Consider the following 14,932-nt stretch of genomic DNA (forward strand, 5'->3'; position numbering starts at 1 on the left):
TTTCTTGGTTAAGCTATCGACCTAAGCCTAATTATTTTATCAAGAAGGTCAATTCGATCAATCAAAGTTTTGCTTATCTTCTTTAAATAGGTTTTGCAACTCTTGGCGCCCTTTTTTACTCACTGCAATCAATTGATCAAAGTCCATATTTTGCATCATAGTGGTTTCTAACAAACTTTTATCATGAGCCGCAAAAATATCAATTAACCCCTTAGCTTCGGTATCGCTAAGCCCATATGCTTGTAACAGCATTTTTGCAGCTTCGAGGCCACCCGCGAACACTTCTCTGACATTCGTTTGAATACCAAGGTTATAAAATTTGACCGCTGTATACCGGTTTCTCGATCTTGCAATAATTTTTACAGCAGGAAAATGTTCCCTGACCAATTCTGCAATTTTAAGGGCTTCGTCTTCATCATCAACAGCCACTAAAATTACCTTAGCATGTTCTATGCCTGCAGCCTCTAATAAGTCTAATCGACAAGCATCACCAAAAAAGACTTTATTACCAAACTGCTTAACAAATTCGATATGTTCAGCGTCTTTGTCAAGCGCAGTGAAGGGAATATTGTTGGCGGCTAAAATCCTACCTGATACCTGACCAAATCGTCCAAATCCTGCGATTAATACTTCAGGCTCACCAAAATCAGCCGCAGCATCATACACAGCAGGACAGTTTCTACTAGTAAACCAAAGACTATGTAAAATAACCAAAGGGGCTGTCAGTGCCATCGAAATACCAACAATTAATATGACTTCATTGCTAATCTGCATCGATAACAGCCCATTGCCTGATGCCTGCGCCATCACTACAAAAGCAAATTCACCGCCTTGGGATAACATTAAACCGATCCGGATTGCATCGGTTTTGCGTTGTTTGGCTATTTTGAGAATTGAAAAAATAATACCCGTTTTGATCAGCACTAAAAGAACACTGGCCGATATAATAAACAGTGGTTTAGACACTAATAAACTGAGGTCTAAATTCATACCTATCGCTATAAAAAACAGCCCCAATAACAAACCTTTAAAAGGTTCGATTTCAGCTTCGAGTTGATGTCTAAAACTAGAGTTGGCAAGTAATATACCTGCAACAAATGCCCCCATGCCCATCGATAGCCCTGCTTCTTGCATACCTATAGCTGTAGCGATAACGATGAGTAACGCGGCCGCAGTCATTACTTCTTCGCTACCATATTTAGACACGAGGCGTAAAAAAGGATTTGTTAAGTAGCGCCCCACAGCTAAGACTGCAACTATAGCTAAAACGCTTATCCACCAGGAGGGTGTAGAGTGGTTGTTCGTGGCCGAAAGGTTTTCGACTAATAACAAGATGGGAATCACTGCTAAATCTTGCATTAATAAGATAGAAAAGGCCTGTTGGCCAGGGGGTGATTTTAAGATGCGATGTTCTGTCATTAGCTGTATAGCAAATGCGGTAGAAGATAATGCGAGTGACAAACCAATAACTAATGATATCACCCAAGAAAAGTCCAGCACGAAATGTAAAATTAGGGCGATAACGAATGCACTTATTAATAGCTGCCCACCGCCAGAAAACAAAATTTGATTACGCATTTTCCATAATTTTTCTGGCTGTAGTTCTAAACCAATAACAAACAGCAGCAACACCACCCCAAGCTCGGCGAAATGTAATATGGTCACTGGGTCGTTGACTAAATTTAATACTTGAGGCCCAATTACCAGCCCAGCAACCAGATAGCCTAAAATAGCACCTAACTTAAACTTCTTAAAAATGGGTACCGCTATTACTGTCGCGGCCAAAAAAATCACAGCTGAAACTAAAATACTCATCAAATTCACCCACGTTTATGCAGACCATTAGTGTGAACAAAATGCTGTATGTATTCAATGTCCGATTCAAAAATTCACACTTCAAATTCGTATTAATCTAGTTTTAAAAATATGGAAAATACACAAACGACACATCTGAGTTGGACAAAGCTTGGTCATTGGTATGGCATTACTTATGTGTACTTTACAAAAGGTAAGGCACTCTTACTCGTTGGAGCTTGCAACTTTTTATTGATATTCAATGCTCACATTTTAGAATAAAAGCAAAAACATTATTAATATAAGTATCAGTAAACGAGCGTTTTTTTCTAAAAAAAATTACAATTGCGCCAAGACACACTTTAAATGTTTCTTTTACAAGCATCTAAACAATGAAATATCGTCACGAAAATATAAAACTACAGATATTTGTTCCGATGCTACTTGACTGTTAGGACAATTTCTCTAAAAATTGGGATGTGTCCACCTACAGAAGTAAAAACATGTTGGAACTGGTTAATATTAACAGGCTCGAACCGGGTATGTTCATTGTTAAGGTGACTGAACAAATGGGTAAAATCACCGTCACCTCCGCAGGAAAAATTAATGACCAGCAATACATCGCTGTATTAATTAAAAAAGGTATATTACAGGTTCAAGTCGACCTAAGTAAAAGCACTCACCTTGTTAAAGAACATGATGAAGGTGAACTAGACGACGACACGTATATTGATGCTTCTGGCCTCACATATGCACAACAGCTTGAACACACGCTCAAACTTTATGACAAAGTGAAAACTATTCAAGGCCGCTTAGTCAAACAAGTGGCAAAAGGCAATATTAATAATCTTGATGAAATAGATGAAATTACTCAAGACATCGTTAATAAAGCGTTTGATTCTGATGACGCTATTGGTATCGCTATTTTACTCAAGGAAACGGATGAATATTTTCTAGAGCACAGTATAAACTGCGCGATATTAATGGTTATGTTTGGCCGTTCGCTTGGAATAGAAAGAGCTACTTTACAACACTTGGGAATAGGCGCGTTGTTAATGGATATTGGCATGTTGAAGCTGCCATTATTACTGACTTCAAAAGCGACTGAATTAAGTCAAAAAGAAACCAAACGGATCCAACAACATGTTGATGTTTCGCTACAATTACTTGAATCGGTAGATGGAATCGATGATGTTAGTCTGGAGGTTATTCAGCAGCATCATGAACGATTAGACGGTTCAGGCTATCTAGATGGTTTGCGCGGACAGCAAATTTCTATGTACGGTAAAATGGCTGCTATCGTAGATACGTATGACTCTTTAATAACCAGTCGTCCTTATCGTGAAGCCCTGAAGCCTGCCGATGCCTTAAAGAAAATGGAAGATGAAGAGTTAGGCTTAGACAAAGAACTTATTAATAAGTTTATTGGCTGTATAGGTAGTAATCCTGTGGGCTCGCTGGTCAAATTAGACACTGGAAAACTTGCCATGGTGATGCGTTTGAACAAAAATCTGCCCATGTCACCGACGGTTATGGTTTTTTATAACTTGACCACCAAATTGGATGAAGTGTTTCAGCTCGATTTATCTATAGTAGAAGATAAAATTGAAGGTAGCGTATTGCCTGATGATTTTAATCTTGATCTATCAGGATTTTTGCGAAATTCATTTTTTAACAAATAACGAGAACTCGATACCCAGCTAGTTTGGGTATCAGTTACATCTGTTTCATGATCAAACCCAAGTACTATTTACCAATCTGTTAAAGCAGACATAGAGAACGTTTGTCCAGAATAATTTAAGATAACGTGCTGCGGTTCAATTCGAATAATTTCAATCATTCCATCAATTTTATCACCTTCAACCATTCTCGTACCATTTACTCTCACCCACCTCTCTGCTTCAATAGATGCATACATATGTGCTGAAAAAGCCATACTGGGTAGCCTATTCATTACCCATGCGGGTAACTGGTCAATTCTTGGGACATCTTCGTCGCTGGATATAATTTTGACTGGCGCAACGGTGACCGGCAAGTCTTCAACTTCGTTCATAGCTTTTCTGAACCGCGCTAACACATCTGCAGAAATTTGTGGGGCTGATACAGGTGACGAAGTGATAGTTTGACCCACTTCATTTGATTCATCACTTTGTTCAATATCATCTGTTGCAGCGACTTGCTGAGCTGGTGCATTGAAGTTCATATCAGTATTTGAATCTTGAGGATCATCTGCCTTAACTAATGCTTCGGTTTTATTATCTCGTTGCTTATTCTCATTCACAGGAACAACAATCGTTGCTACTGGTTCAGAAAAAATCGCGATTGGATTATTAGTCTGCGGACTTAATAATGTCAATATTTCTTGATAACTAGCTAAAGTCCAACCTAGACCCAAACCACCGAAAGCAATAAATGCCGCTAATAAATAACGCTTAGTATAAAACTGCCAAGCAGATTGAATACCCTGTGCTGAGGGTAAAAATAAACTACGGTGATATTGCTCAGACAAACCGTCACCAATTCGAGTACTTGTCACAGTATTACTTTCGAGCATTCTGCGAGTTGCAGATTTTTTAATCTGTGGTGCTTCGACCTCGACAGTTTGGTCAAGATCAACTTCCAATTGTTGAATACCCATTTCAATCAAGCCTTGCACCATATCCTGGCTAGTGACTAGGCCTGACTTCTTAATTTTAACTGCCCCATTTTGTTCTATGATCCGCACAATCACCATACCTGGCTGTAAATCTTGAATGTTTATCTGTTTAAACATTTAGCTGGCCTAGTACAAAGCCAATGGTGGTGGCGGCTAAAAAGAGACTTAACAAGGTGTAAGTCCAGCGTTTGCCCTGACGTTGTTTCACCACATCTTCACCCAATATTTGCTGTGCTGCGGCAATAAAGATATGTTGCGACACAACAGACATCTGTTTGGTAAATGTTAACGTTAACGCCCTATCACACAACAAGTTGATGACTCTTGGTATACCACCGGTAATATCGAATGCCGCTCGAATCGTCGCTTTAGAAAAAACACTGATATCACCGTTAGCTACACCTAACCTATGTCCAATATAGGCACCCACTTCAGATGAGGTTAAAGGTAAAAGATGATAACGGGCAGTAATACGCTGAGCTAACTGACGTAGCTCATTACGTTTTAATAATTGCTGTAATTCAGGTTGACCGATCAACACCACTTTAAGCAACTTTTCACGGTTAGTTTCTAGATTTGTCAGTAACCTAAGTTGCTCTAATACTTCAGGCAATAAATGCTGCGCTTCATCAACAATTAGCACTGTATTCACTCCATACTCGTGATTATTGGCTAATTTGTTGAGAATTTGGTCAGTGAAGTACTTTAGGCTTGCGTGTTTGCGCTTATATTCGATACCAAGCTCATTACAAATTGTGCCCAACAGTTCGAGTGCAGATAGAGTAGGATTTAAAATCATCGCAACTTGGGTATTATCGGGTAGTTGCTGCATCAATTTACGCGACACTGTAGTTTTACCTGTGCCCACCTCACCGGTTAACATCACAAAACCGCCACTTTCACGTAAACCAAACATCAAGTGGGCGAGAGCTTCTTTATGACGAGGGCTCATATACAAATATTCAGGATTGGGAGCAATGGAAAACGGATTATCGGATAATCCAAAGTAGCTGAGATACATAATTTAGGCTTACACGTCCATAGGTGATATTCAGAATTAAATTAGCAACGCTAAACTACCCAGTTAGACACTTATTGTCAAAGACACTGTGCATAATTAAGCTGAATTTTCAGCCTAATTACTCCATTCACCTTCTGCAAAGCTTAGGTCTAAGGCATAATACGATTAATGAATCATTCCGAGATCTTATGCGAATTTATTTAGTGGGCGGCGCCGTACGCGACAAATTGCTTGGATACCCTATAAAAGACCAAGATTGGGTAGTGGTAGGCAGCACTACCCAGCAAATGTTGTCTCAAGGTTATCAGGCAGTTGGTGCTGATTTTCCAGTGTTCTTGCATCCTAAAACTAGAGAGGAATATGCCTTAGCTCGCATCGAACGCAAAGTAGCCAAAGGTTATACCGGTTTTAGCTGTGATGCCTCTAGTGAAGTTAGCCTAGAAGAGGATTTATGTCGACGCGACCTAACCATCAATGCCATGGCAATGGATGACCAAGGCAATATCATCGACCCCTACAATGGGCAACAAGATCTTAAAGACAAACTTTTACGCCATGTTTCTTCTGCGTTTGTTGAAGATCCTCTGCGTGTTTTACGTGTGGCTCGATTTGCAGCCCGTTATTACAGCTTAGGATTTCGTATTGCGCCAGAAACACTGGCTCTTATGCAAAAAATAGTAGCCAATGACGAACTCACGGCTCTGAGTGCAGAACGTGTCTGGCAAGAAACGGCTCGTAGTCTGATGGAAACCCATCCAGAAGTGTATTTTGAAAACCTCAGAGCCTGCGGTGCTCTAGTCGTCTGGTTCCCTGAGTTAGACATACTTTGGGGAATAACCAACTCAAACAAATATCACCCTGAAATGGATACCGGTGTTCACACCATGATGGTGTTACGACAAGCTGTTAATCTTTCAGATAAACTTAGCGTGCGTTTCGCAGCGCTGGTTCATTATCTAGGCAAGGGACTGAGTCCACCAGTAAACTGGCCATCTCATCAAGACCGTGAAAAACTAGGCCTAGAAGCAATAAATACATTTTGCGACCGCTTAAAAACCCCAAATGATTGCCGCGAGCTTGGCTTGATGGTCAGTGAACATCACACTCATGTTCAACATGCCTTCGAACTAAAAGCCAGTTCGCTTTTAGATATGTTAAATCACTGCGATGTATGGCGAAAACCACAAAGGTTTGCTGATGGTTTGCTTACCTGTGAAGCGGTATTCAAAGGCAGAACCACTTTCGAAGACCACGAATATAAAAACGTTGAATATCTTTGGCAAGTGTATGAAGCGGCATCAAAAGTCGATATCAAAGCCATCATTGCAAAAGGTTACCAAGGCAAAGCGATCAAAGAACAAATTGAACAAGAACGCATCAGCGTTATTCAAGCATTTAGAAAAGCTTTTGAAAAAAGTTCTCAGAAAATCATTTAAAAAATAACAGTTTCATTTAAAACATCAAAGGACAACTATCACTATGCTCAGCTCAACCCAACTCGCCACAATGTTATCTCTACAAGATGGTATGAATAAAAAAGTAAATCATGATTGGCTAAACGCCGGTTATGCTTATTTACGCGCCGCCATGATTGAGTCAGTAGAAGGTATTGAGCACCATGGTTGGAAATGGTGGAAAGCTCAGCAGAAAGATCTACCTCAGTTACAAATGGAACTGGTCGATATCTGGCATTTTGCGTTGTCTGATATCATCATAGGTTTTAGTGGCGACATTCAAAAATCTGCCAATACTATCGCCGAACAACTGGCATCAGAACGAAACAAAGTGATGTTTGATGGCAAAGATTATCTGTTCAAAGAACAAGATATTCTTGATAATTTAGAGTTAATGGCAGGTCTGTGCGCTGCCAAACGCTTCGATGTGCCTCTATTTCTAACCATAGTTGAACAGGCCGAAATGGATTCTGATGAGTTATATCGACAGTATGTAGGTAAGAATGTGTTGAACTTCTTCCGTCAAGACCATGGTTATAAGGAAGGTACGTACAAAAAAATATGGAACGGTCGTGAGGATAATGAACACCTAGTCGAGGTGTTAAATAGTCTTGATATTGGCCTAAGTGACTATAGTGATAAAATTTATGCTAGCTTAAAACTCAGGTACACAATTGAGTAGAACATAGTGAGCCTTCGCGTTCTAAAAACTAAAATGTAATTTCATAAGGAGATTGTTATGCGCACCAAACACCATAAGCAACTATTTGGATTGCTTAAGCCTGTGTTGACTAAGAAATCTAAAAACATCCGTTTTTTTCAGATAATAGCTTGGTTGATGATATCTATTGGCCTATTTACATTGCCTGTATTAGCAGCAAAAGATAATAAAAAACCTTCAAAAAGATTTACTGCCGAACGTGTATTCGATATGGAATATGCAAAAGATCCTCAAGTGTCTCCGGATGGAAAAACGATTGTATACTTGCGTCAAAGTATGGATAAGATGACTGACCAAGACGTCGGGAAGTTGTGGAGTTTAGATATTAAATCAGGCACAAACCGGCCATTAATAGCAGATAAACAGGCGTCCTCTGCACGCTGGTCCCCTGATGGCAAAAGCTTAATATTTACAAGTTACCATATGGGAAAGCCCGAGCTACGACGGGTTTTTGTTGACACAGGTATGAGCTTTTCACTTACCCAGTTAGAAAAAGGCGTATCAGGTGTAGCTTGGTCACCTAATGGAGAACAGTTAGCTTTTAGTATGTTCGTCAAAGCAAAAAAGCCCTCCTTTGCCACACCACTTTCACCCCCTAAAGATGCTAATTGGAATGAACCATTCAACGTTATAGACGATTTTACTTTTCGTTTTGATGGTGCAGGTTATTTACAAGATGGGGCTAGCCAAATATTTACACTTCCTGTGAACGGAGGCACGCCAAGGCAAGTCACATTTGAAGAGGCAGGACTGTCAAATCCACAGTGGCTCGACAATAACAAACTATTGGTTACCGGTAACTTAGCTGAAGATAGGGATCTAGATCCGATCGAAAGTGAAATTTATAAACTGGATTTATCCGACCTAAGTATAACGGCTTTAACCACCAGAGATGGACCAGACTCGTACCCCGTTGTGAGTCCAGATGGCAAAACCATTGCTTTTCGAGGCTACGATGATAAGACATTGTCGTATCAACACAATGACCTGTATTTACTCGATGCCGACGGATCTAACTTTAGACCACTAGCAGAGTCATTTGAAGGCAGCATTGGCCAAACGGTCTGGGCCCCTGACGGTGAAAGTTTATTAGTCTTATCTGAAGATTATGGCGTTTTAAGCCTGTTTAATATTACTCTAAAAGGTAGCGTATCTAAGATAGTAACCGACATAGGTGGTACATCAATTGGACGACCTTATGCAGCGGGCAGTTTTTCTGTGAGTCGTAATAAAAAACCAGTGATCGCTTTTACAGCAGGATTTAGTGATCGCCCTGCTGAAGTGGGTTTAGTTGATCTGAAGGGGGAAAACAAACAGATCCTTACCGCTTTAAATGAAGATGTATTGCCCTATCTAGACATGGCGTTGGTTGAAGAGATCAAAGTTAAATCTTCTCACGATGGCATCGAAATTGAGGCATGGATAGCTCTCCCACCTGATTTTAAAGCAGATGGCAGTTATCCGATGATTTTAGAAATTCATGGTGGACCTTATGCCATGTATGGACCATTTTTTGGTAGTGAAATTCAGCGTTATGCGGCCGAGGGTTACGTAACGGTGTGGGTTAACCCACGCGGTTCTACTGGCTATGGCGAAGACTTTGCACTAGGCATTGATTTAGCGTACCCAGGGTATGATTACGATGACCTAATGACGGTAGTAGATGCAGTGGTAGCCAAAAAATATGTTGCCCCTGATCGTTTATTTGTCACCGGTGGTTCAGGCGGTGGTATTTTAACTGCTTGGATTACCACTAAAACCCAACGTTTCGCCGCCGCCGCATCAATCAAGCCCGTTATAAACTGGATGACGATGGCACTGGCTGCCGATATAGGTCAATATGTTCGTAGACATTGGATACGTGCGGATCCTTGGTCTGATCCAGAAGCTTTTCTAAAGTTTTCGCCTATACGTTATGTTGATAAAGTGAAAACGCCCACATTGATAATGGTTGGTGAAGAAGATTATCGAACCCCAGCTTGGGAAGCAGAACAGTATTATACCGCCTTGAAAATGCTAAAAATCGACACAGCATTAATTCGGGTACCTGGCGCTCCCCATTATATTGCTTCGCGACCCAGTCGCTTAGTTGGTAAAACCGATAATATTATGGGCTGGTTTGCTAAGTATGATCCTGATAAACAAAAACCGGAAGAGATGACCCCTAAACCATAGCTAATCAGCGGGCACTGCTCAAAGGATGCCCGCTGATTATTTGAAAATGCCTTATTCTGTGCCGAGTAGCTACAATAGGTTTATCTCGGTATATCTCATATGAATACTCCATTGAATTAGTTGATGTTTGAAAAAACATTAACTAATTCAACCTTACAGTACAGTTTAAAACACAGGATTAGGTGTAATCAATATGCGTTCAATCGTCTATTTAACAATACTATTTATTTCCATGCCATTACTGGCGGAAGTTAATGAAGACTTGCAAAGTCAACTGATACGAATGGCACAACAAAATCAGCAAGTTCGTCAAAGCTTAGAAAAATACAATACGGAAAATGTGCCACCAGCACTGCAAACTTTAGCTTCACAGATAGATAAGCTTCAAACACAGACCCTAAAAGAAATAATCACTTTGCATGGCTGGCCAACCAACAAGAAGGTTGGTGAGAAAGGCACTCAAGCTGCATTTATTTTGGTACAACACAGCAAAAATTTGGTATTTCAACAAGACATGCTGCCATTAATTATTCAATCATTTCTAGACAAAGGTGGCATTGCAGGTAAAGACATAGCGAAATTTACCGATAACGTATCGATCAGACTAGGCAAAAAACAGGTGTTTGGCACTCAGGCAAAATGGAGCGACGGCAAGGTAGTATTTGCACCAATAGAAAACGAAGATAGTGTAAACCTATTAAGGGCTCAGATGGGTATGCCGCCTTTGGAGGAATATAAAAAGAGCTTGGAGACATTCAACCTTCAGAAATATCGATAATATTGACTACGAGTTGTCAACTGGCACAAACAAGGTATATGCCAAATTTAATGAATTATATTGGTAAGTGTTGATTATTGTTTTATTTTAGCCCAAAAGTAAAAAGGCAATCCAGCAGCAAAAAGAATGAGCCCTTGAAATGCAAGCATTAACCCCGAACCAACAATGGCAAAGATAGAAAACAGTAGCGCAATAAGCGCAATACTAAACGATACCCAATTAATCTTAGTTGTCGCATTTAACTCTCTTTTTTGCATGATGATTTCAGCTAATGATGATGTTGCATAGGGTAGCAATACCGTCAATGTAGAAAGCATCATCAGTGTTTTGAACGCGCTTAATAATCCTTCAGAAAAACTCATCACAACTAATATTGACGACAAAAACCCAGAAAGTATCACTGTCTTTATAGGAATGCCTGCTTTGTTCTTAGTTGAAAAAAACTTAGGCATTAATTTATCCTTTGCTAATGCATCAGGCATAATACCAACGATTAGTGTATTGGCGTTAATACTACTGATAATAGATATCAGTGCTGCGATAGCAATAAAACCCGCTCCCAGAGGACCCAATATAATTGTGGCTGCGTCGGCCAGAGGTGCAGTTGATTTTGCTAAATCAGCGAGTGGAATTAGTGTCATCACACCATAGGAGAGCGAGATATAAATTACCGTGGCGGTTAATGTGCCTACTATTAATGCTCTCGGGATATTCTTTTCTGGGGAAATGATGTTATCTGATGGCAATGTTACGGCTTCAATACCAATGTAAGCCCACATAGTGATCATTACCATCTCTGATATTAAAAATAACGTCGATGGTTGATTTACAGTATCAGTCAACGCTAAATCAATAACAGCGTTTGCTGGATCACCAAGAAACAAAGCACCGACTGAAATAACAAATAACGGTAACAGTTTTAATAAAGACGTCACTAATTGGAAGGTGCACGCGACTTTAATACCAGTAATATTAATGGCTGTTATTAACCAAATAAATGTGATGGCAATGATGGCAGATGCCATTGAATTTGAAGAAATGCTGGGCATAAAAAAGGTCAAATAGCCTGCTACCGCGACAGCTCCTGCAGCAACAGCTGCTAAGATACTGATCCAATAACCCCAACCTATAAGAAATCCTGCTAGATCACCTTGTGTTTCTCTGGTGTAACTGTAGATACCACCTTGCATCGAATGTCGTTTGGCAAGCATACCCAAGACTAAAGCAATGAATATTGTACCTACGCCAGCAATGACCCACGCAATTAAACTTAATGTACCGTAAGGAGCCAAAACAGCTGGCAGCATGAATATGCCATTGCCAATTACGATACCTATAACCAGTCCCCAACATCTCCAAAAACCCATTATTCTTTGCATACTAATTCCATTTATTGTCATTATTTGATTTGACTGTGGTGATTAATCTCTAGAAGCAAAAACTATTTTTATCTAACTTACTTTGTGCTGTTTAATTAAGCAAAGTTTTCCACAAACTTAGACCTTATAAAAATAATTGAACATACAATTTTATATGACTGACACGCTTACTTATGTATTCATTAGACATTGAAAGCTAGAATGAAATGGCTCAATCTGCTGATATAGTGGCGTCATTTAGGACACTACTTTTTATGCTGTTTAATTTATTACTATGCTAGGAAATAAGAGTCTTGAACCATTGCATAGATGAAATGATGACAAAACCGATATACTTATCGGCGTGACATAAAACGGTAGTTGGATACAAATATGCTTCATTAGCCAGCATTAAGAAGCTAGGATACCAATCTAGGCGACAGCCTAAATTCACTCCAAAATAGCAAGCTAGTGAGGTGTTGGTTTGGTTTGGTTTGGTTTGGTTTGGTCTATTAAACAAACACTTTGATCCCGATATTGGTTTAATTACTCATAAATTCAGTAATTGTGTCTTGCGCATATGAAGCGTCAGTGTGTAAATTAGCTTTGATCACAGAACTACATTTTGCACTTAATCCAATCGCAACGATCATCTATCTCATTGATATAAAATGCTTGTAGAGAATAATTAGAATGATTTTGTTGTCAAAACTACTGTCTGCTTTACCCATGCCGAATGATTAATAATTGCAGCATCGTATATGTCATCATCTACCGCATCACAATGCAGTAGCATATGAATAAACTCAGCACCGCTTACACCTCAGCTTTCCAACGCATAACTGACTGCTTGATACGTGACCATGATTGACTAGTGATAATATTTTCATTAGGTGGAAATACCTGAAAACCTGAAAAATTTTGAGTATGAAAATGTTTTCTTTCAATATCATCGTCCTACCGACTCCCATTAAATAAATGAAAAAAGTGATGGGATGCGTGAGAAAAGCGCAAGGTAATACTCCTACATTGTGCCTTATAAAGTTCTTTATTCGGGATTACTCAAGAGCAATAGGCAAACTGTTGGTTGTACCTTTATGGCAATATTCTGGCTGTGTTCATCGAGATAACTAGGCAAGATTAGAAACAAATCAATCAAAAACACAATCTATATCCTATTAAAAACAGTTAATTTCGGACATGTGATCAACAGTTAAACAAACTAACTTTCAAAGCCGAAGCATGCCTATCCGAGTGACTCCAGCCTTACTAACTTGAAGCGAAGCAACAAAAAAGTATTTTGTAACAGGCGCTACTCTTTGTGGTTGATTTCTCAGTCATAGACGTGGTTTTGAGGTACTTAAAAAATGAATTTTAACAAATATCAGAATAATTATGTGGAAACAATTATTCATAATGTAACTGATGAAGAAATTTTCAATTATTACATATTTCATTTCTGGGTAGCCCTTTGAGTAAATGTCTACACATTTTAAATTACTCATGTATTGATAAAAATTATTTCATGAGCTTTATTAACTGCTATTTTTAACTGCTTATTTAAATAAGCAGTTAAAAAACTAAAAGAACAATCATCTGTTCTTTTAGTTTGGTTCTTCAATTTAAATATTACATTTCAGGAAGAATAACAGTATCAATTACGTGAATTACACCATTTTTAGTGTGCAAGTCAGTTTGCGTAACATTAGCATTGTTGACCTTCACACCGTCTGAAGTATCAATCATTATGTCACTACCTTGAACAGTAGTCGCTTTACTTAACTTCACAACATCTGCTGCCATAACTTTACCCGCAACAACATGGTAGGTCAGGATAGCCACAAGCTTGTCTTTATTTTCAGGCTTTAATAAATCTTCTACCGTACCTGCTGGTAATTTTGCAAAAGCTGCATTGGTAGGTGCAAATACTGTAAAGGGACCTTCGCTTTGTAAGGTTTCAACTAAACCTGCAGCTTTTACTGCCGCCACTAAGGTACTAAATGCAGGATTACTGGCAGCTGTTTCTACAATATCTAATTTCGCTGACTTATGATGCATGGCAGATGCACTAGCCGTAAGGAATGTTAGGGATAATATCGCAACTGATATAAATTTCGTAAATGACGTTTTCATTCTTCTCTCCACAATTTTAACAAAGTTAAGTAAACAATCTTTATGACTAATCTCCCTTGTCATAAATTAACAAAGCAACATTAAGCACATCATCATTACCTAATAAGTTAATTATTTGATCACAATGCGAAGACGAATGATTAAAAAAACAAGTTAAAATGAATAAGTGTTTTGAGAAGTCCCCCCCATATCATCATATTTTCATATTTTCATTTGAAACTAATCAAGTACGGAGTGTTCTGTAGTCATTCCTTAAACACTTACCTTACCGAAGTCACACACGTTTATTGACAAAAAAAAGCCGCCAGACTCAAATCCCATGTAGAACTAAAATTGCTTTGTTAGTGAGCAAATTTTTTATGACTGGCTTATTAATCGGAAAAATAAGTTTGTTAAAAGAGACATCTGTTGAATACGTCGGGCGCTAAGCGTGCAAATAAAATTAATCATAGCACATGCTTTTACAGCTGAGCATCAGAGTCAAACTGAAGGCAATAAAAAAGCCGCTTAACAAATTAAGCGGCTTCGTTATATGGCGTCCCCAAGGGGATTCGAACCCCTGTTACCGCCGTGAAAGGGCGGTGTCCTAGGCCTCTAGACGATGGGGACAAAAACTTCTTCAATCGAAAATATTTCGATTAGCTTTTGCAGGAATGTTCAAGCATATTGCGCAGATCAAACCATACAAAAACGAAACTTCTATCAAACTATAAATTAACTGGCCTAGGCGGTAGTTAATTATCCTTGTTATCGAACTTAAGTTAAATCATTTAACCTAATATTTGGCGTCCCCAAGGGGATTCGAACCCCTGTTACCGCCGTGAAAGGGCGGTGTCCTAGGC

General features: G+C 39.1%; 10 protein-coding genes and 1 tRNA gene. 5 read left to right on the forward strand and 6 right to left on the reverse strand.

Annotation, left to right across the window (positions count from 1 at the left end; all coding sequences use genetic code 11):
- Positions 1-57: 57 nt before the first annotated feature.
- Positions 58-1,815, reverse strand: coding sequence for a monovalent cation:proton antiporter-2 (CPA2) family protein (locus QZ562_RS05115; protein ID WP_293757616.1), 1,758 nt, complete (start codon positions 1,813-1,815; stop codon positions 58-60).
- 482 nt (positions 1,816-2,297) lie between these two features.
- Between QZ562_RS05115 and QZ562_RS05120 the strand changes: the two genes are divergently transcribed.
- Entirely contained in the window at positions 2,298-3,476 is a 1,179-nt protein-coding gene (locus QZ562_RS05120; RefSeq protein WP_293757618.1) for an HD-GYP domain-containing protein, read from the forward strand.
- Positions 3,477-3,544: 68 nt separating this feature from the next.
- Here the strand turns inward: QZ562_RS05120 and QZ562_RS05125 are convergent, their stop codons facing one another.
- A complete protein-coding gene (locus QZ562_RS05125; protein ID WP_293757620.1) occupies positions 3,545-4,567 on the reverse strand; it encodes a general secretion pathway protein GspB in 1,023 nt (340 codons plus the stop codon).
- Positions 4,560-5,471: an AAA family ATPase gene (locus QZ562_RS05130; protein ID WP_293757622.1), complete on the reverse strand. Its 912-nt coding sequence runs from the start codon at positions 5,469-5,471 to the stop codon at positions 4,560-4,562. The genes QZ562_RS05125 and QZ562_RS05130 overlap by 8 nt, the downstream gene beginning before the upstream one ends.
- 188 nt (positions 5,472-5,659) lie before the next feature.
- Between QZ562_RS05130 and QZ562_RS05135 the strand changes: the two genes are divergently transcribed.
- From QZ562_RS05135 to QZ562_RS05150, 4 genes are all read left to right on the forward strand, one after another.
- Positions 5,660-6,907: a multifunctional CCA addition/repair protein gene (locus QZ562_RS05135; RefSeq protein WP_293757624.1), complete on the forward strand. Its 1,248-nt coding sequence runs from the start codon at positions 5,660-5,662 to the stop codon at positions 6,905-6,907.
- 43 nt (positions 6,908-6,950) lie between these two features.
- Complete coding sequence (locus QZ562_RS05140) at positions 6,951-7,607, forward strand: dUTP diphosphatase (RefSeq protein WP_293757626.1); 657 nt, start codon at positions 6,951-6,953, stop codon at positions 7,605-7,607.
- A gap of 57 nt (positions 7,608-7,664) precedes the next feature.
- Complete coding sequence (locus QZ562_RS05145; protein WP_293757628.1) at positions 7,665-9,821, forward strand: S9 family peptidase; 2,157 nt, start codon at positions 7,665-7,667, stop codon at positions 9,819-9,821.
- 193 nt (positions 9,822-10,014) lie between these two features.
- On the forward strand, positions 10,015-10,599 hold the full coding sequence (locus QZ562_RS05150; RefSeq protein WP_293757631.1) for a DUF6624 domain-containing protein: 585 nt from the start codon (positions 10,015-10,017) through the stop codon (positions 10,597-10,599).
- 74 nt (positions 10,600-10,673) lie between these two features.
- On the opposite strand, the gene QZ562_RS05155 is transcribed toward QZ562_RS05150, so the two are convergent.
- The 3 genes from QZ562_RS05155 to QZ562_RS05165 all read right to left on the reverse strand — a co-directional run bounded on the left by QZ562_RS05155 (position 10,674) and on the right by QZ562_RS05165 (position 14,699).
- The gene (locus QZ562_RS05155; protein ID WP_293757633.1) at positions 10,674-11,978 is read right to left on the reverse strand and encodes an amino acid permease; all 1,305 of its coding nucleotides are present in this window, start codon (positions 11,976-11,978) and stop codon (positions 10,674-10,676) included.
- Between the two features lie 1,608 nt (positions 11,979-13,586).
- On the reverse strand, positions 13,587-14,090 hold the full coding sequence (locus QZ562_RS05160) for a fasciclin domain-containing protein (RefSeq protein WP_293757637.1): 504 nt from the start codon (positions 14,088-14,090) through the stop codon (positions 13,587-13,589).
- A gap of 533 nt (positions 14,091-14,623) precedes the next feature.
- Positions 14,624-14,699 (reverse strand) — tRNA-Glu (locus QZ562_RS05165).
- Positions 14,700-14,932 lie beyond the last annotated feature (233 nt).

The sequence above is a fragment of the uncultured Paraglaciecola sp. genome, assembly GCF_913058035.1.
GTDB lineage: Bacteria > Pseudomonadota > Gammaproteobacteria > Enterobacterales > Alteromonadaceae > Paraglaciecola.